The sequence below is a fragment of the Lacinutrix sp. MEBiC02595 genome, from assembly GCF_053601555.1.
The window spans coordinates 15,131-35,106 of sequence record NZ_JBSHNU010000217.1 but is presented as its reverse complement, the minus strand read 5'-3'; the positions used below and the strand labels follow the sequence as shown (position 1 = coordinate 35,106).

The window sequence follows — 19,976 nt, the reverse complement described above, 5'->3', positions numbered from 1 at the left end:
TTTAAAATGTTATATTTCCATTTCACTGCAATTTAAGTGATATATTTTTCGTTAACTTTTAAAGAACGTAAGTAAACAAAAGAATTACCGACTATAAACACGCTTGAAAACAAGAAAATCACTTCAAAATATGATAAATATTTTGTAACTTTAAGAGAACACAAAATCTAAAAACTATGGAAGAGTCGAATTATACTAAAGTCTACACTGGAAATTTCATTATTACCCAATTAATGGTGGACAAATTAGAAGCTATTGGCATTCGTGCAATTATAAAAGACGAATCAGAATCTGGCAGATTAGGAGGTTTCGGTACCTTTAATCAAGGCACGCAAGAGTTATTCGTGAACAAAGACGAATTAGATACCGCCTTACCAATTATAGAAAGTATTACTGCAGAGATGCAAGCGTAAAATTTAGTTAACCGTTTACAGTCGCAGTAAACAGTATTTTGAATTTAAAGCAAAAAAAATCCTGAAGAAAAACTTCAGGATTTTTTTTTATTCTATTTCTTTTACGCTTTAACCAAATACATTTGATCCCGTAATTCTTTAATTTTAGCATCTTGCATATACTCATCAAAAGTAGTATGTCTGTCTATTACTCCGTTTGGTGTAAGCTCTACTACTCTATTTGCTAGTGTTTGTGCAAACTCATGATCATGTGTAGAAAACAACACAGTACCTTTAAAGTTTTTCAGTGAGTTATTAAACGCTGTAATACTTTCTAAATCTAAATGATTTGTTGGTTCGTCCAATTGTAAAACATTAGCTCTTACCATCATCATTCGAGATAACATACAACGTACTTTTTCACCTCCAGAAAGCACATTCGATTGTTTCAATGCTTCTTCTCCACTAAAAATCATTTTACCTAAAAAGCCTCTAATATAAACTTCTTCTCTCTCTTCTTCTGTAGTTGCCCATTGACGTAACCAATCTACTAGAGATAAATCATTTTTAAAAAACTCACTATTATCTAAAGGTAAATAAGATTGCGTAGTGGTAACTCCCCAAGCAAATTTTCCTGCATCTGCTTTTTCTTTATCATTTAAAATTTGGTAGAATGCTGTTGTCGCTCTAGAATCTCTAGAGAAAATCACCACCTTATCGCCTTTATTTAAATTTAAATCGATGTCTTTAAAAAGTGTTTCTCCTTCAAGGGAAGCAGCTAATCCTTCAATATTTAATATTTGATCTCCCGCTTCTCTATCTCTTTCAAAAATAAGTGCTGGATAACGACGACTAGAACGTCTTATATCTTCAATATTTAACTTATCGATCATTTTCTTTCTACTCGTTGCTTGTTTTGATTTTGCAACGTTAGCAGAGAATCTTCTAATAAATTCTTCTAGTTCTTTCTTTTTATCTTCTGCTTTTTTGTTTTGTTGTGCATGTTGTCTTGCTGCTAATTGAGAAGATTCATACCAAAACGTATAGTTCCCTGAGAAGTGATTAATTTTTCCGAAATCAATATCCGAAATATGCGTACAAACCGAATCTAAAAAGTGTCTATCGTGAGAAACCACAATGACACAACTGTCGTAATTAGCAAGAAAGTTTTCTAACCAGGAGATCGTTTCGTAATCTAAATCATTGGTAGGCTCATCCATAATTAAAACATCTGGACTACCAAACAAAGCTTGTGCTAATAAAACACGTACTTTTTGCTTACCATCCAAATCTTTCATTAAGGTATAATGTGCATCTTCTTTAATACCTAAATTAGAAAGCATTGCAGCAGCATCACTTTCTGCATTCCAACCATTCATTTCTTCAAACTTTACTTGTAGTTCTCCAATTTTTTCGGCGTTCTCATCGGTATAGTCCGCATAAAGCGCATCAATTTGTGCTTTAATTTGATAAACAGGTTTGTTTCCTTTTAAAACAGTATCTAAAACCGTGTCTTCATCATGCAAGTTGTGATCCTGTTCTAAAACAGACATACGTTTACCTGCTTCTAAATGCACATGTCCAGAAGTTGGATCTTGCTTTCCAGCAATAATTTTTAAAAAGGTTGATTTTCCTGCTCCATTGGCTCCAATAATACCATAGCAATTTCCGTTATTAAAAGTTGTATTTACTTCATCAAAAAGAATTCGTTTTCCAAATTGAACGGAAAGATTAGAAACTGATAACATATTTGTATTTAATTTTTACTCAGATATTTTTATATAATTGAAAAGGACTTATAGAACTTACAAATGAATTGGTTTTACTCCTTGACATAAACCTGTAATATAAGTTTTTGCAAAAGTAAAAAATTCTAACCATAAGAAGAAACTTCTTAGGTTAAATTAATAGGTACTAAAAGTTGTAATTACTAGACTTTGTTTTTAACTTTTAACAACGAATTAACAAGAGGTATAACTTGCAACGCATACTTTTGTTAAAGCACCTTAACTTCGTTTTTACCTAATTATGAGATTACTTTTTTCCTTACTAATATTAACACTTACCTTTTCTTCGTGCAAAAAAGACCTTGCTACAAAGGAAGGGAAAACGGCTTATATTGGTGGCGAAATAATCAATCCTATTGACAGACAAGTTGTTATACATAAATCAAATATTATTATTGATACTATTTTACTAGATAATAAAAATAGATTTCTATATAAATTTAATGATTTAGAAAGTGGTTTATATATTTTTAAACTGCAATCGCAACATGGTGAAGAATTTCAATTAGCTTTATTAGAACCTAATGATAGTGTTCTGGTTAGAATAAACACTATTGATTTCGATGAATCTTTAGTATTTACAGGAAATGGAGCAAAAAAGAATAATTATTTAATTAACATGTTTCTTGAGAATGAAGACATAAACGAGAAAATATTAAGCTACTACCAATTAGAACCTATCCTTTTCGAAAAAAAAATTGATTCCATTAGAAAACATAGAAATACAAACCTAACCTTGTTTCTTGAAAAGAATATAACTTCGGAGTTGTTCCAGAAAATTTCCAAAGCCAACATAGACTACAACTATTATTTAAGCAAAGAAATTTATCCATTTGCTTATTATGGAGATAATGAAATAAAAAATTTACAATCGTTACCAAAAAACTTTTATACCTACAGAAAAGATATAGATTATAATAGTACTGCGTTAAAAGATTATTTTACATATAAGACTTTTTTAAGATATCACTTTAAAAATCTAGCATTATCAGAACATTTAAAAACATCTAAAGACAGTATATTAAAAAGAAATTCTTACTGTTATAATTTAGATAAACTGAAACTAATTGATAGCTTGATAACAGATGAAGATATTAAAAATCCTTTATTAAGTATATCTTCTATTAATTATATAAATAAAACCAAGAACTTAAAAGAACTAGACACTTTTCTTGACTTCTATTACGAAAAAAGCACAGACGAAAAAGACAAAAATTATATTAAAAAGCTAGTCAAATCCTTAAAGCAATTAGAGACGGGAAATAAAATACCAAATGTAACTTTGGTAAATTATAAAAATCAAGCAATAGATTTACACAAATTAATTAGAAAACCTACTGCTTTATATTTTTGGTCTAAGGATTATAAATCCCATTTACAAGAAAGTCATTCTAAAGTAAAAGAGTTAATGTTAAAATATCCTGAAGTAGACTTCATTTCTATAAATATAGATGAACCTAACACAAGGTATAGCAACAACAAACTACTACAACAGTATAACTTTACTGACAAACATGAATACCAGTTTAAAAACCCAAAAGAAGCAAAAGAAACATTGGCTATAAACCCAATAATCAAGGTGTTACTAGTAAATAAATATGGGAAAATTATAGATCCTCACACTAATTTATTTTCTGTTCAATTTGAAGAAGAGCTGCTAGGCTTATTGAATCCATAGAAACTAAGATCTCGTTTTACAACTCCTTCCTATCTTCTATCCATCCATAGAAACTCCTATTTGTTTATTGTTTTCAAAATGAACAGAAAAGAAATAGTTTTTACCTTCTTTTTCCTGAAAGATCATTTCAAACCCTTCGGTATTCACAGAGATTCCTTTTAACTGAAAATGGCTATCTAAAGACACAAATTCTATTTCGGCATTGGTATATTGTTCTTGTAGCGCTTTTTCAGCTTCCAACTTTATAGTCGCTTCATTATTTAAAGCCTGCAGTAAAATTTGCTTTTGTTCTTTAAAAATCCCTTCGATATTTCCATCTATTAATATTTCAACATCTACATCTAGATATCTTCTATTAACTAGCCAACCTATCCTATTTCCGTTAGTACTAAAACTTTCTATTTCTCCAAAATCAATATCTGTAATTTTTAGCTTATCTGTGCCGAATAGTTTTTCTAATATTCCCATTTTGTTCTTTTATTGTTCGATTAACAACCTATCTTTTAAGTGTAAAATGGGCTGAAAACGCTTTCTTTGTATTGTTTAATGGTTCTAGATATTCTACGGTAAACCAATAATCTGAAGTTGGCATATCCTCCCCATTAAAAGTTCCGTCCCAACCAATACTTGAAGGGCTTAATTGTTTTATAAGCTTTCCATATCTATCATAAATATATATTTTTGCTCCCAACTGATTTTTAGTTCCTAGAATATTCCAGGTGTCATTGTACCCATCATTATTAGGAGTAAAAACCTTCGGATAATCTACAATCACAACAGCATAGAATAATTCTTCACAATTATAAACATCTCTAACTTTAACCAAATGCTCGCCACCTAAAACATTAGTAAATACTGGAGAACTTTGCCAATACCCTTCATATAAACTAAACTCATACGTACCAATTCCGGTAACGGTTACCTCGAACATACTGTTCTCTGAAAAAGCATCTGTTAAGACTTCTACAGAAATACTTTCTGGAGGATAAGAAGAAACTACTTCTGTAGTATCTATATAAGTACATTGTGAAAGTATATTAGTAACAAATACCGTATAAAAACCAATAGTTGTAGCATTATATGAAGCTTGGGTTTCCCCAGGAATACTATTTGCTGCTAAAACACCATCGCCCGTATACCATTGAAAAGTGTAATCTGTTTCACTTAAATTCGTATCTATTGGAGGCGTTTGTAATGCTGTATCCTCTTCTCCAGGAACTAGAATATTATCATTTGCGGCTAAACAAATAAGATATTTATCCTCTAAACCAATGTCTAATAAAGGATGTACAATAAGTGTTATAGGTACAACCTGAAAGCATTCATTCGTTATTGGTTGCACTCTTGCATATACAATTTGTGATGTGGCCGTTGTATTATTAAAATTTGTAGGTGTGGCTATTTGCGTAGCATTACCAAGAATTGCATCTACTTCATTTTCGTAATAATTAAACGAATAATTTGCTGCTGGTAACCCATTTAAAATATCAGATTCTGCTACTGTTAAATCGAAAGTATTAAAACCATCTGTATCTAGGTCGCAAGCACGTAATGGTAAAGGGTTTGATGCTGTTAACGAATTAAAAACATGAATATCAAAAGTAGTAATATCATAACAATAGGTGTATGTATTATCTTCTATTCTTACAAATATAGTTTCTAATTGATATGCATTTTGGTTTGTATACGGAGTCGTTATTGGATTCACACCATTCTCTGCATCATTTTGAGATAGATGGTAGCTTACCGTATAATTGGAAGCAGACTGTGTACCAAGAACAGAATCATTAAACACCTGAAAATCAAAGGTATTAAAGCCATCATTATTATCATCACAAATAAATTGGTCATCTATAGCATTCGCTATCGGAACCTGAGTAAACTCTATAGTAATTTCAGCGGTAGCTATACAAGAAGTACCATAAGCAACCGAAACACTATAATGACCAGCTATTGTAACATCTAATGTATTATTATTTTGCCCAATAATTTCATCTCCGTTTCTAAACCACGTATGTGCGGCATCTGTAATTGGTATTTCAGTTTCTAAGGTATACGTGGAACTACCACAAGCAGGGTTTCCAGAAGCAAAAGTTATATCATCTCCTAAATCTAAACCAAGATTAAAACTTCCTGCTTCTAAAAAAATAGCAGAATCGTAAGCCGAATCTCTTTGATCTGCCACTACTATTTTTATTTCATATTCTTGATTTGGTATTACTGTAGCATTAGCGGTTAAAACTTCTGTTCTTCCTCCATAGTTGGTACTAACAAGATTATATCCGTAAAAAAAATCTGCATTTGCAGTACAAACTCCTGAGTTGTTTATATTGGTTACACTAACAGGAGTTCCGTCTGGTAAAACAGCCAAATTAGCATAAGTAGTTGTACCTACTTCTCTTAATAAAAAAGCAAGACTATCTGAATAATTACATTCATCACTTCCAGTATACTCTTCGGATGCCATTAAAAACCTAAAACTAAAATCATTGGATGTTGGCGTAAAATTAAACTTGACAAAAGTAGCGTCTCTAGTATTCGATTGCGACAAAGCTATTTCTAGGTCTGTATCACCTGGTAGTCCATTACCAAAATCTGGAAAAGCAGCACTACTCGTATTTCTTACGTTTCCTGCAGGAAAAGCTCTTCCTGTGGTTAGAATAACACCACTTTCAAAAGGAAAATCACTACCTGTTGGCGTTTTAAAATACCCATAACTTTTTGTTTGCGTACTTGTTGGTAAACCCGATGCTTGCTCAGAAAAATTATCAATAACTGCACAATCACTAGCAATAAGAACATCTTCTACTAATTGCTGTAGATCATACTCCGATTCCGGATCTGCTGCATCATTTATACTAATGATTTGTGCATAATTTGTATACGCTAAAAGCATAAAAATTAACACAAAAAAGTTTCTTCTATTTTTCATTCCTTTCTTTTTTCTTACGTATTTCCATATGTTTTTTTTGGCATAATTTTATAACTTATAATGGTTTAGCAACATCTTTTCATAAACCTTATCTGGTAATATGCGTTTTAAAACAATAGAGAATTTTTGCATAAACTCTCCTACTTTATAATGCGTTTTTGGCTTTTTGGTATTCATTACTTTGTACACCGCTTTTGCCATAAGCAAAGGATCTTTACCTTCATCTACATGCGCATCCATTAATTTTAGGGTATTACCATACGGTTTTTTGTATGGTGAATTTTCTTGTATTGGCGCATGAAAACGTCCGGAAGCAATATTAGTAGCAAAATCGCCAGGAGCAATATTAGTCATCTGTATATTAAAGTCTTTTATTTCCATTCTAAAAGCTTCGGTAATAATTTCTAAAGCACCCTTACTAGCAGAGTAAATTCCTCGATATGGAAGTCCCATATATCCAGCAATGGAAGTTATATTTATTATTAAACCAGACTGTTGCTTTCGCATTTGTGGTAAAACAGCTTTAATAACGTTTATTGGTCCAAAAAAGTTAGTTTCAAAATTGGCTTTAATTTCTACTTCTGGTATTTCTTCAATTGGTCCGGTAATACCAACTCCTGCATTATTTATAAGCACGTCAATTCTTCCTTCTGCTTCCACCACTTTTTTAATAGCTGTTGCAATGGTATCGATTTTGGTTACATCTAAAGCGATAATTTTAAATATACTACTAGTTAACTTATTGGGATTTCTACTAGTTCCATAAACGATGTACCCTTTTTCTGTTAAAAATTCTCCAACAGATTTACCAATTCCGGAAGAACCTCCGGTAATTAAAACAACTTTAGACATAAATGTATTTTTAAGGTTTCAAAAATACAATATTAATGGAGAGATTCCCATTATATAGGAACTTCAATAAACCAAAAAAATCTTGATTAGCTATTGCTTTCAAGATTTGAGTTTATTGCATAAAAAAAGGCAAGCTACCTACATCACACTGCTCAACCATTTACCTTTGCTTCGTTCCCGACCTGGAGGATTCAACAGGAGCTAGTTGTGTAGGACTTGCCGAGTGCAAATATACAACCTTTTAATTTTTTCACAATGTTTTTTTTAACTGAATTTTAATAAATATCTTGCATAAAACTTTTAAGACAACATGAGAACATTCAAAATACTCACAATCATATTTTTAGCAACTTTTATTGTGTCCTGCGGAAGCAATGCAACACAGAAAAAAAAGGACTTTACCCTAGTTACTAATGCAAAAAACAATGCTTTATCGCTAGGAGAAGCCTTAAATCTGTCTATAAAAAATCCTAAAAAGCATACTATTACATCTGTAAGCTACACTTTAAATGGTGAAACTATTTCCGAAAAAAGTATTTTAGAAAACACAAAGCTTGGGGAGCATACATTAGAAGCTACCATTATATTGGATGGAGAAACACAAACGGTTTCTCAAAAGTTAACTGTTTTAAACAATACTTCTCCTAAAGTATATACCTATAAAATTATTAATGAATATCCGCATGATATCACATCCTACACCCAAGGATTAGAGTTCTATAATAACGAATTATACGAAAGCACAGGGCAACGTGGCGAATCTAAACTTAGAAAAGTGAACTATAAAACAGGAGAAGTTCTTAAAAATATAGATTTAGAAAAAGCTTATTTTGGAGAAGGCCTAACCGTTTTAAATAATAAAGTGTACCAATTAACTTGGACAAGCGGAACTGGTTTTGTCTATGATGTAGATACTTTTGAAAAAACAGGAAGCTTTAAATACAATAATAGTAAAGAAGGTTGGGGAATTTGTAATGACACGAAAACTTTATATAAAAGTGATGGAACAGAAAAAATCTGGACTATAAACCCAGAAACACTTACCGAAGAAGGTTATATACAAGCATACCACAATCAAGGAAAAGTTGTTGGACTAAATGAGTTAGAATGGGTTAACGGAAAAATTTACGCCAATCGCTATCAAAAAAATGGTGTAGCAATTATAAATCCTACCAATGGAGCAATTGAAGGCGTTATAGATTTTTCGCCATTAAAAAAGAAAGTAACACAACACCAAGGTTTAGATGTATTAAATGGTATTGCGTACAACCCGGAAACCAAAACGCTTTTTATTACCGGAAAACGTTGGGATAAATTATTTGAAGTGGAAATCATAGAAAATTAAAAGATGCAGGTTTTTGAATCTATAGTTATAGTAGAACAAAGTGATTTAGACGATCTAAATCATGTGAACAACGTACGTTATGTGCAGTGGGTAAATGATATCGCAAAACAAAACTGGGAAGAAATAGCAACGCCTAATATTAAAAACGAATATTTTTGGGTAATGCTATCCAATCATATAGATTATAAACAAGCTGCATATTTAAACGATACTCTTTTAATTAAAACCTATGTTACTAAATCTGCAGGCGTAAAATCTACTAGAATTGTTGAAATTTTCAACAAAAATACCGATGCTTTATTGGCCAAATCGGAAACGCATTGGTGCTTAATTAGTAGAAAAACACAAAAACCCACTCGAATAACTCCAGAGATTCGCAATCTATTTTTATAAAAAATAATAACGAATACTAACGTACTGATTTTAATAGAGACTACTTCTCTTGAAAACAAAATTCTTCACTCTTTAAAATAGCAACACAAACCATTTGATACAGAAGTTATTACATGATAACTAGAAAAATGGTTTTATAGCTGATTTAATTTTCAGAAACTATTCGCTTTCCTATATTTAAGAAATCATACTTTCCTAAAAGAGAGTCTTCGATTAATAGCAAACTTTTATTGAACACAATTTTTAATTTAATACGCTATTAAATGGACTTTATGAAAACCTTCGAATTTACAGTTACTGTTACCAAAGAAGATTTAGACGAACTCAACCACGTTAACAACATTCGCTATATACAATGGATTCAAGATATTGCCAAAGCGCACTGGCAACAAATAGCTACGGAAGATATATACAACGCTTACTTTTGGGTGGTTCGTAAACATCTGGTAGACTATAAGGCTTCGGCACACTTATATGACGAAGTAAAAATAACTACCCAGTTTATAGATGCACAAGGTGCAACGGCCAAAAGTATTATAGAAATGCACAATAATAGTACACAAAAATTACTTCTAAAAGCAGAAACCACTTGGTGTTTAATGGCTGTACGAACCAAACGTCCTACTCGCGTAACCAAAGAAATTGATGCTATTTTAAATTAAATAATATCAAATAGATACTAAAACCTAGTTTCAAAAGTTATATTTTTAACGTTTAAAATGCATTTAATTATTTTTGCCTTATAATCTGTTTATTATATATGAAAAAGACGCTATACTTCTTAATCTGTTTCTCCTTTCTTTTACTTTGGAGTTCTTGTAGAAAAGACTTTAACTTTTCCTCAAGTGATGGTAATCTTGGTTTTTCTAAAGACACCGTTTATTTAGATACCGTATTTACCAATATTGGTTCTAGTACTTATAACTTAAAAGTATATAATAGAAGTAGTGAAGATATTAGCATACCTAATGTAAAACTAGCTTTAGGCGAAAGTTCAGAGTACCGATTAAATGTAGATGGTATTGCTGGAAAATCTTTCGATAATGTAGAAATTCTTGCAAAAGACAGTATGTACATTTTTGTAGAAACTACCATAGACATTAATAGTTTACCAAATCTTAATGGTGCATTTTTATACACAGATAAAATAGAATTCGATTCTGGAAGTAACCAACAAGTAGTAGAATTGGTTACACTTGTTCAAGACGCTGTATTTATTTATCCAGACAAAGATAATACCACAGGAGTTATTGAAACACTTACCATAGATATTGGAGGAGAGCAAATTGAAACTGAAATCCAAGGTCGATATTTAGAGCCAGACGAATTAACTTTCACGAATCAAAAACCATATGTGGTGTATGGTTATGCCGCGGTACCAAACAATCAAACTTTAAATATAGAAGCTGGAGCACGAGTGCATTTTCATGCAAATTCCGGACTTTTAGTTGCTGAAGGAGCTTCCTTGCAAGTAAATGGAGCGCTAAGTGCCGACCAAGAATTATTAGAAAACGAAGTTATTTTTGAAGGCGATAGATTAGAACCTGCTTTTGCAAATGTACCTGGACAATGGGGAACTATTTGGTTGCTTGACGGAAGTATTAATAATACCATAAATCATGCAACTATTAAAAATGCATCTGTTGGTATTTTATCGGAAGGAAATCCAAACGAAGTCACAAACAAACTAACCATCACAAATTCTCAAATTTACAACACGAGTAATTTTGGTGTTTTAGGAAGAAATACGTCTATTGAAGCAAATAATTTAGTAATCAATAATGCTGGTCAAACTTGTTTTGCTGCTACTTTAGGAGGAAAATATAATCTTACACATTGTACCATTGCTAATTATTGGAACAATAGTTTCCGTCAGTTTCCTGCTTTATTAATTAATAACTTTCAAGAAACTGAAGATGCTACTTTTTTAGCGAATCTAACCGAAGCTAATTTTAATAACTGTATTATCTACGGAAATGATAATCCGGAATTCATAATCGATGAAATTGAAGATGCTTCTTTAGCATTCCACTTTAAATTCACCAATTGCTTAGTTCGATTTAGTGATACTGGGAATACGTTTTCTGGAGCTAATTATGACTTTAGTGATGAAACAAAATATAAAAATATCATTCGTAATCAAGATCCAGATTTTAGAGATTCTAGTGAAAATGATTTCATTATTGGTGCTGATTCTGCTGCTAACAATCAAGGAGACGCAACCTTTGCTTCTCAAGTTCCTTTAGATATTCTTGGAGTAAACAGAACGGCTTCACCAGATTTAGGTGCTTATCAACATATTACTTTTGAGTAGTTACGGCTATGTAGACCGGTTCGGTCTTCTTGGGCTTGCACTACTTCTTAGCTAAATTTGATTTTAACCCGCTCCTCTCTTTGGCTAAAGAGAGGTGGATTTATTGAAAATAAATTCGGAGATTTTGACATAAAATGCGAAGCGATTTTAAAACTTAAGCCAACTCCTTTATCTTCTGGTTAAGAAAAGTTCATAGTGTTAGAATAATGCTTTCTTAACTCCTCTTTCTTCCAATTTTCTTTAAGGAAACTTAAAATTCATTCTCCCTTAAAATAAGAGGAGAGCCACATACTCAGAAAATTTTTATTAAGCACAAAAAAAGCCTACTAAACAGTAGGCTTTTTATTTCCGCGAAAGCGAAATTATTTTAATAAATTTAATCTACAAAAAGAGGTAAATCATGCATCATAGCATTTACTTTACCTGCAATAGTTTCTAATTTATCTTCATCTTCATGGTTTGTAATTACTTGATCAATTAGATCTACAATACCTTCCATATCTTCTTCTTTTAAACCTCTAGTTGTAATTGCTGGCGTACCAATACGAATTCCTGAAGTTACAAATGGGCTTTTATCATCAAAAGGAACCATGTTTTTATTCACGGTAATATCAGCTTTTACTAAAGCATTTTCTGCGTCTTTACCTGTAATATTTTTGTTACGTAAATCGATTAACATCATGTGGTTATCTGTACCTCCAGAAATGATATTATAATCTCTCCTTACAAAAGCTGCCGCCATTGCTGCCGCATTTTTCTTTACTTGTAACATATAGTGCATATACTCTTCTGTAAGTGCTTCACCAAATGCAATTGCTTTTGCTGCTATAATATGTTCTAACGGTCCTCCTTGATTTCCTGGAAAAACTGCAGAGTTTAAAAGGGAAGACATTTTCTTTAAGTTTCCGTTCTTCAATTTTAAACCAAATGGGTTATCAAAATCTTGCCCCATCATAATCATTCCACCTCTTGGTCCACGTAATGTTTTATGTGTTGTTGTTGTAACAATATGGCAATGTGGTAAAGGATCGTTTAAAATTCCTTTTGCTATTAATCCTGCTGGATGTGAAATATCTGCTATTAAAATAGCACCAACAGAATCTGCTATGGCACGAAAACGTTTAAAGTCCATATCACGAGAATATGCCGAAGCTCCTGCAATAATTAATTTTGGCTTTTCACGTTCTGCTACTTCTGCAACATGGTCATAATCTATTAATCCGGTTTCTTTTTTTACACCGTAAAATACAGGATTATATAATTTACCTGAAAAATTTACTGGAGAACCATGTGTTAAATGTCCACCATGAGATAAATCGAAACCTAAAATAGTATCTCCGGGATTTAAACAAGCAAAAAATACTGCGGTATTTGCTTGACTTCCAGAATGTGGTTGCACGTTTACGTATGCGGCACCAAATAAGGCTTTTGCTCTATCTATTGCAAGTTGTTCTACTTCATCCACAACTTCACAACCTCCATAATATCTTTTCCCAGGATAACCTTCTGCGTATTTATTCGTTAATACAGAACCTGCAGCCTCCATTACTTGGTCGCTTACAAAGTTTTCTGATGCTATTAATTCAAGACCATCAAGCTGTCTTTCTTTTTCAGCTTGAATAAGTTCAAAGATTTGTTCGTCGCGTTGCATATAGTTTAATTTTAATTTTCTTAAAGTTGAAAATCTAGTTATAGTTAAATATTTATCAAAAATAACAATTAGATTATTTAAATACATCAAAAAACATATATTTACTTCTAGAATATGTTATTTTTTTAAATAGCATAATAGGAACCTACTTTTATCTTATAAAATTAGCATTAATTTAAAAAGTTATGTAGGTTTGAATAGATTTAATAATTTTTAATTTAAAATATACTATGCCAATTTCAGCTAACAATCCAGATAGAATCTCCTGGTTGCATGTAGATAAAAACTCAGATTTCCCTGTTCAAAATATTCCCTTTGGTGTTTTTCTTACAAGAGATGACATCATTACTATTGGAACAAGAATTGGAGATACAGCAATAGACTTAGGTGCTTTACATCAACTAGGTTACTTTGAAGGTATTCCATTAACAGACGATATTTTTCTTCAAGATACTTTAAATGATTTTATTGCAGATGGAAGAAAAACCTGGAGAGCTGTTAGAAACAGAATTGCAGAAATTTTTGATGCAGATAATGATACGCTTAAAAACAATGTAAAACATAAGGAAATTGTATTATTTCGTTTAGACGAAATTGAAATGCAATTACCTGTTCAAATTGGGGATTATACCGATTTCTACTCTAGTATAGAACATGCAACTAACATTGGAACCATGTTTAGAGGAAAAGAAAATGCTTTAATGCCAAATTGGCTGCACATTCCTGTTGGTTATCATGGTAGAAGCTCTTCTATCATTCCTTCTGGAATTCCTGTGCATAGACCAAAAGGGCAAACGCTTCCTCCGGATGCTACAGAACCCGTTTTTGGACCTTCAGAAAGAATTGATTTTGAATTAGAAATGGCGTTTATTACAACCGATGCTAATGATTTAGGAGAACCAATTCCCATTGAAGAAGCGGAAGAATATATTTTCGGATTAGTTTTATTAAATGATTGGTCGGCAAGAGATATACAGAAATGGGAATATGTACCATTAGGACCTTTCTTAGCTAAAAATTTCGCTTCCAGTATTTCTCCTTGGATAGTTACTTTAGATGCTTTGGAGCCTTATAGAGTAGAAAGTCCGAAACCATTAAAACCACAATTAGAATATTTACAATATAAAGGAAAGAAGAGTTTCGATATTAATTTGGAAGTTGCTATACAACCACTAAAAGCGAAAGAAACAGTGGTAAGCAAATCTAACTTTAAATATATGTATTGGAATATGGCGCAGCAATTAGCACATCATACGGTTAATGGTTGTCCTATAAACTCTGGTGATATGATGGGAAGCGGAACGCTTTCTGGGAAAACTCCAGATAGTTTTGGATCTATGATAGAACTTACTTGGGCCGGACAAAATGCTATTAAAATGGCAGATGGTTCTGAGCGTAAGTTTATTAATGATAACGACACTGTAATTATGCGTGGTTATTGTGAAAAAAATGATACTAGAATAGGTTTTGGAGAAGTAAGTACTAAGTTACTGCCAGTATTCAATCCTAAAAAAAGCAAGTAAACTTTCAAAGATATTAAATAAAAAAAGCGACCAATTGGTCGCTTTTTTCATGTGTACTTGTCACTATATTATTTAGTCCACTCTGCAATAGACTCCTCATTCATTTTAACGTAATCTGTATTACCAGCTTTTTCAGCTAATGCTAATGAAGCTTTGGCAGCTTTAACAGCTCCTTTTTTATCCCCAGATTTTGCATAGATTAAAGCTTGTCTTCTTAATTGCCAAAATTTAGGATCTTCTTTAGACATATCGATAGCTTTATCAATCCAAACTTTAGCTTTAGAGATATCTTTTCCTTCTTCTAAATAATACGCTGCAGCAGCATAATAATCACCTGCTCCTGGTCCTGCCATTATTTTATCAATGCTTTTAGATACCGCTGCATCTGTAGGCACTGTAAAAGGTACACCAACATATGTTTTTGCCCAAAGAAATTCTAAAGTTCCACCATTATTAGATAAGTTATTAATATCCATAGTGAAAGATTCTACATTAAAAGGAATTTCATGAACATCAGCAGAAACTCTTGCTGCAACTTTAGTTTCGTCTAACTCAGCTGGAGCGCCTCCTCCTGCATAATCTGTATAAAAAACAACTTCCCATGCATTTGCTTGTGGAATAGTAAAGATAGCGTAAGTACCCGCTTTAAGCTCTTTTCCTCCTACAGTAATAGGGTTGTTAAAAGTTATTTTAGTTCTTGAGTTTGCTCCTGTTCTCCATACTTTTCCGTAAGGTACAAGGTCTCCAAAAATGGTTCTTCCTTTTACTCCCGGACGAGAATATTCAAAAGTAAAATCGGTTAAACCAACCTTCTGCTCTACTTTACTAGTTGGACTTGGTTGTGGTGTTTCAATTTGTGCATTTGCCGTAAATGAGAGTGCAAATACTAAAGAAAGTAATAAAATTTTTTTCATTGTTTTTAAGTTTTAATGGTTGCTAATTGTAATAGCCCATAAAATTACGCATTACTAAAACTATATTTGTTAACAAAAGCTTAAATAAAAAGGATGTTTTGCCATAAAAAGCAATCTATACAGGTGGAAAAAAAACGCCATTTCTTGCAAGTTTTCATATATTTTATCAATTCATATAAGCTTTACTTATAGTGCTATATTAATTTTGTCTAGTTTTTAAATGAATAAGTTGGACAATTTTGTATATTTGCTTCAAGCATAACAAATTATGCCTATAAAAAGTAATTAAGCATATTCCAACTAATGAAAACGATAGATAAAATACCAATTTCAAAAATACAACGTGCTTCTAAACTAGTAAGCACAGGAGCTAAAGTTGGTGTAAATTACATGAAATATTATGGAGATAAAATGGTTAATTCTAAGGAAGAAGCCAAAGAACGTCTTAATAAAAATAATGCCGAAGATATTTACAACAGCTTGAAACAACTTAAAGGGAGTGCTTTAAAAGTGGCACAAATGCTTAGTATGGAAAAAAGCATTCTTCCACAGGCTTATGTTGAAAAATTCTCTTTATCGCAATTCTCCGTTCCTCCTTTATCGCCTGCACTCGTAATTAAAACATTTAAAAAATATTTTGGGAAATCTCCAAACGAACTATTTGATACTTTTAATGCAACTTCTGTAAATGCTGCTAGTATTGGCCAAGTCCATATAGCAGAAAGAAACGGGAAAAAACTTGCTGTGAAAATCCAATATCCAGGAGTTGCAGAAAGTATCTCATCAGATTTGGCTATGGTTAAACCTATAGCAATGAAAATGTTTAATATTAAAGGAAAAGATTCAGACAAATATTTTAGTGAAGTAGAAACCAAATTAATTGAAGAGACGAATTACATTTTAGAAATAGAACAAAGCATAGAAGTTTCAAAGGCATGTGCACATATTCCTAATCTTAAGTTTCCAGAATATTATGAAGAACTATCTTCTAATAGAATTATTACTATGGATTATATGGATGGTAGACATCTATCCGAATTTACAGCAATAAATCAAAATGAAGACACGGCAAATAAAGTAGGCCAAGCACTTTGGGATTTTTATATGTACCAAATTCATGTGCTTAAAAAAGTACATGCAGATCCACATCCAGGAAACTTTTTAGTTTCCGAGGAAGGAAACTTAATTGCTTTAGATTTTGGTTGTATGAAAAGCATTCCAGATACTTTTTACAAACCATATTTTGAATTAGCAAAGAAAGAAAATATTGAAAATGAAGCGGTATTTCTTTCCAAATTATACGAATTAGAAATTTTAAAAGAGGAAGATACAGAAGAAGAAATTGCCTTTTTCACAGAGATGTTTCATAAAATGCTAAGCCTATTTGCAAGACCATTACAGGATAAAACTTTTGATTTTTCAAATCCATACTTCTTTCAAGAAATAGCAGCACTTGGAGCGCATTATTCTAAAAGTACACAATTAAGAAAAATGAATGGAAACCGAGGTTCTAAACATTTTATTTATATTAACAGAACCTTTTTTGGACTCTATAATCTTATGTTCGACTTAAAAGCGAAACACATTAATATTAATAATTTTCACACCATATAAAAAATGAAAATTCTTGTAACAGGCGCAACAGGCTACATAGGTAAACGTTTAATTCCTTTATTGGTAAATGAAGGGCATCATGTTATTTGTGCGGTTAGAGATAAATTACGTGCAGATAAAAGTTACTTACAAGAAGAACATATTGATGTTATAGAAGTTGATTTTTTAAAACCAGAAACTTTAAAAAACATTCCTAAAGAAATTGATGCTGCATATTATCTTATACATTCAATGTCTAATACATCAAATGATTTTGAAAAGTTAGAAGAAGCCTGTGCATCTAATTTTAAATCCTATATTGAAAAAACGGAAGCAAAACAAGTTATATACTTAAGTGGTATTATTAATGATGAAAACTTGTCTAAGCATCTTAAATCTCGTAAAAATGTCGAGCACACATTACAATCCAACAGCTATGCCTTAACGGTATTTAAAGCAGGAATTATTGTCGGCTCTGGTAGTTCATCATTCGAAATCATTAGAGATTTAGTAGAAAAACTACCTTTTATGATCGCTCCTAAATGGTTAAATACTAAAACCCAACCTTTAGCCGTTCGTGATGTACTTTCCTTTTTATTTAAAAGTTTAGGTGTAAAAGAAACCTTCAACAAGTCCTTTGATATTTTTGGCCCAGAAGTTTTAACCTACAAGCAAATGCTTTTACAATTTGCGGAAGTAAGACAGCTAAAAAGATATATTTTAACGGTTCCAGTAATGACTGCAAAACTGTCTTCCTATTGGCTCTATTTTGTAACGTCCACGTCCTATAAATTAGCTTCCAACCTAGTAGATAGCATGGGCGTTGAAATAATTGGCAAACCAAGTGATATCAATACCATATTAGATGTACATCCCTTAAGTTATAAAGAAGCTGTCGCTTTGGCATTTGAGAAAATAGAACAGAATAGTATTATATCTAGTTGGAAAGATTCTTTTATTAGTAGCGGAAGATTAAAAAATAGCTTTCATAAATATATTAACGTTCCTAAATACGGTTGCTTCCAAGATTATAAAGAACGCAAAGTAAATGACAGCAAAAAAACAATAGATAAAATATGGGCTATTGGCGGACAAACAGGTTGGTATTACGGTAATTTTCTTTGGAAATTAAGAGGTTATTTAGACAAGCTTTTTGGCGGTATTGGTTTAAGGCGTGGTAGAACTAGTGCTACAGATTTAGACGCGGGAGATGCTTTAGATTTTTGGAGAGTGATATATGCAGATAAAGAAAAACAGAAACTCCTACTCTATGCAGAAATGAAACTTCCAGGAGAAGCTTGGTTGGAATTTAAAATAGAAAATGGTATATTAAAACAAACGGCGACTTTTAGACCTAGAGGAATACTTGGTCGCTTATATTGGTACAGCGTTTTACCTTTTCATGGGGTTATTTTTAATGGCATGATAAATAAATTAGCGCTTTAATGAAATTAAATAGAAAAAAAACAGACAAACTTTATGAAATGGCTTGACTTTTGAGGGTACATCCTTAGAAATTATACCTAAAGATAAAGGTGTAATTCATCTAATGCGTAAATAAATAAAATCTAGTAGCTTTAAGCACCCTAGATAACGCGCATAACACCGTTTCTAAACGATAACGTTGCTTTGCTTTAAAAACAGTTTTAAAGACAGCACATAAAAAAGATTATAATGAAAACAGAAACATTAAAAAAGAATGCCGAAGATAAAATCGGACTAAATGGCTATAGTCATGACGATATTGGTGATGACCATTTATATACTGGATTACAAACACCAATGAAAGCAGATGCTTTTAAATTAACGGATACCGAAAAAAAAGAACGTATAGCAATACTTTTTGAAGAGATTATGGATGTTATAGGATTAGACCTTACAGACGATTCTTTAAAAGGAACTCCTAATCGAGTTGCTAAAATGTATATAGATGAAATATTTTCAGGATTAAATCCGAAAAACAAGCCAAAAATAGCATTATTTGATAATAAATATCAATACAACCAAATGCTTGTTGAAAAAAACATTACCTTTTACTCTAATTGCGAACATCATTTTGTACCAATTATCGGAAAAGTGCACGTTTCATACATTTCTTCGGGAAAAGTTATAGGATTATCTAAAATAAACAGAATAGTTCAGTATTTTGCAAAAAGACCGCAAGTACAAGAACGATTAACAAACCAAATTGCAGAAGAATTAAAAACAATTTTAAAAACAGAAGATGTAGCAGTAATCATAGACGCCAAACATTTATGCGTTTCCTCTAGAGGAATTAAAGATGATACATCTGCTACTGTTACCACATATTACGGAGGAAAATTTAATACTCCACATAAAGTTACCGAATTACAAAATTATTTAAAAAACTAAGTCATGGATATAATAGACAAAGCATTAGAATTTGAAAAACAAAAATTAAACTCTTTATCTACAAGCGATAGAGTTATTATTGTTAGAGAAGCAAAAGCCCTAATTTTAGGTTTAAACGAAATTTATAAAGAGAAAAAAGATACAGAAATCATGGATATCATGAAAAGACTTACTGCTATTAAAATAAAAGTAGAAAAAAGGTTAAAAGGAAGACCTTTAACTGCTTAGA

General features: G+C 31.7%; 17 protein-coding genes and 1 other RNA gene. 11 read left to right on the top strand and 7 right to left on the bottom strand.

What is annotated here, in order from left to right:
• Positions 1-176 precede the first annotated feature (176 nt).
• Positions 177-413 carry a DUF2007 domain-containing protein gene (locus tag ACVCZW_RS07885; protein WP_452228544.1) on the top strand — a complete coding sequence of 79 codons (237 nt, stop codon included), beginning with the start codon at positions 177-179 and terminating at the stop codon, positions 411-413.
• A gap of 101 nt (positions 414-514) precedes the next feature.
• On the opposite strand, the gene ACVCZW_RS07880 is transcribed toward ACVCZW_RS07885, so the two are convergent.
• Complete coding sequence (locus tag ACVCZW_RS07880; RefSeq protein ID WP_452228543.1) at positions 515-2,140, bottom strand: ABC-F family ATP-binding cassette domain-containing protein; 1,626 nt, start codon at positions 2,138-2,140, stop codon at positions 515-517.
• 280 nt (positions 2,141-2,420) lie between these two features.
• Here ACVCZW_RS07880 and ACVCZW_RS07875 point away from each other — a divergent pair, with 280 nt between their 5' ends.
• Positions 2,421-3,857, top strand: coding sequence for a TlpA family protein disulfide reductase (locus ACVCZW_RS07875; RefSeq protein ID WP_452228542.1), 1,437 nt, complete (start codon positions 2,421-2,423; stop codon positions 3,855-3,857).
• Between the two features lie 36 nt (positions 3,858-3,893).
• Here the strand turns inward: ACVCZW_RS07875 and ACVCZW_RS07870 are convergent, their stop codons facing one another.
• From ACVCZW_RS07870 to ffs, 4 genes are all read right to left on the bottom strand, one after another.
• A complete protein-coding gene (locus ACVCZW_RS07870; protein ID WP_452232105.1) occupies positions 3,894-4,325 on the bottom strand; it encodes a hypothetical protein in 432 nt (143 codons plus the stop codon).
• A gap of 28 nt (positions 4,326-4,353) precedes the next feature.
• A complete protein-coding gene (locus ACVCZW_RS07865; RefSeq protein WP_452232104.1) occupies positions 4,354-6,789 on the bottom strand; it encodes a choice-of-anchor L domain-containing protein in 2,436 nt (811 codons plus the stop codon).
• Between the two features lie 48 nt (positions 6,790-6,837).
• A complete protein-coding gene (locus ACVCZW_RS07860) occupies positions 6,838-7,641 on the bottom strand; it encodes an SDR family oxidoreductase (protein ID WP_452228539.1) in 804 nt (267 codons plus the stop codon).
• A gap of 124 nt (positions 7,642-7,765) precedes the next feature.
• An RNA gene (ffs, locus tag ACVCZW_RS07855) (signal recognition particle sRNA small type) lies at positions 7,766-7,863 on the bottom strand.
• Positions 7,864-7,951: 88 nt separating this feature from the next.
• Here ffs and ACVCZW_RS07850 point away from each other — a divergent pair.
• The 4 genes from ACVCZW_RS07850 to ACVCZW_RS07835 all read left to right on the top strand — a co-directional run bounded on the left by ACVCZW_RS07850 (position 7,952) and on the right by ACVCZW_RS07835 (position 11,693).
• On the top strand, positions 7,952-8,986 hold the full coding sequence (locus ACVCZW_RS07850; protein ID WP_452228538.1) for a glutaminyl-peptide cyclotransferase: 1,035 nt from the start codon (positions 7,952-7,954) through the stop codon (positions 8,984-8,986).
• A 3-nt stretch (positions 8,987-8,989) separates the two neighbouring features.
• The gene (locus ACVCZW_RS07845; protein ID WP_452228537.1) at positions 8,990-9,379 is read left to right on the top strand and encodes an acyl-CoA thioesterase; all 390 of its coding nucleotides are present in this window, start codon (positions 8,990-8,992) and stop codon (positions 9,377-9,379) included.
• 272 nt (positions 9,380-9,651) lie between these two features.
• On the top strand, positions 9,652-10,041 hold the full coding sequence (locus ACVCZW_RS07840; protein WP_452232103.1) for an acyl-CoA thioesterase: 390 nt from the start codon (positions 9,652-9,654) through the stop codon (positions 10,039-10,041).
• Between the two features lie 98 nt (positions 10,042-10,139).
• Positions 10,140-11,693: a hypothetical protein gene (locus tag ACVCZW_RS07835; protein ID WP_452228535.1), complete on the top strand. Its 1,554-nt coding sequence runs from the start codon at positions 10,140-10,142 to the stop codon at positions 11,691-11,693.
• Between the two features lie 376 nt (positions 11,694-12,069).
• Here ACVCZW_RS07835 and glyA read toward each other — a convergent pair whose 3' ends face one another.
• Entirely contained in the window at positions 12,070-13,344 is a 1,275-nt protein-coding gene (glyA, locus tag ACVCZW_RS07830) for a serine hydroxymethyltransferase (RefSeq protein ID WP_452228534.1), read from the bottom strand.
• A gap of 230 nt (positions 13,345-13,574) precedes the next feature.
• On the opposite strand from glyA, the gene fahA reads away from it, so the two are divergent.
• Positions 13,575-14,867: a fumarylacetoacetase gene (fahA, locus tag ACVCZW_RS07825; protein ID WP_452228533.1), complete on the top strand. Its 1,293-nt coding sequence runs from the start codon at positions 13,575-13,577 to the stop codon at positions 14,865-14,867.
• 68 nt (positions 14,868-14,935) lie between these two features.
• On the opposite strand, the gene ACVCZW_RS07820 is transcribed toward fahA, so the two are convergent.
• Positions 14,936-15,781 (bottom strand): DUF2911 domain-containing protein, encoded by an 846-nt coding sequence (locus ACVCZW_RS07820; protein ID WP_452228532.1) that lies wholly within the window; start codon positions 15,779-15,781, stop codon positions 14,936-14,938.
• A 303-nt stretch (positions 15,782-16,084) separates the two neighbouring features.
• On the opposite strand from ACVCZW_RS07820, the gene ACVCZW_RS07815 reads away from it, so the two are divergent.
• The 4 genes from ACVCZW_RS07815 (at position 16,085) to ACVCZW_RS07800 (ending at position 19,975) form a co-directional block, all read left to right on the top strand.
• The gene (locus ACVCZW_RS07815) at positions 16,085-17,395 is read left to right on the top strand and encodes an ABC1 kinase family protein (RefSeq protein WP_452228531.1); all 1,311 of its coding nucleotides are present in this window, start codon (positions 16,085-16,087) and stop codon (positions 17,393-17,395) included.
• Between the two features lie 3 nt (positions 17,396-17,398).
• A complete protein-coding gene (locus ACVCZW_RS07810) occupies positions 17,399-18,820 on the top strand; it encodes an SDR family oxidoreductase (RefSeq protein ID WP_452232102.1) in 1,422 nt (473 codons plus the stop codon).
• Positions 18,821-19,048: 228 nt separating this feature from the next.
• The gene (gene folE, locus ACVCZW_RS07805) at positions 19,049-19,747 is read left to right on the top strand and encodes a GTP cyclohydrolase I FolE (protein WP_452228529.1); all 699 of its coding nucleotides are present in this window, start codon (positions 19,049-19,051) and stop codon (positions 19,745-19,747) included.
• A 3-nt stretch (positions 19,748-19,750) separates the two neighbouring features.
• Positions 19,751-19,975, top strand: a complete 225-nt coding sequence (locus ACVCZW_RS07800; protein WP_452228528.1) for a hypothetical protein — start codon at positions 19,751-19,753, stop codon at positions 19,973-19,975.
• The last annotated feature ends 1 nt before the right edge of the window (position 19,976 follow it).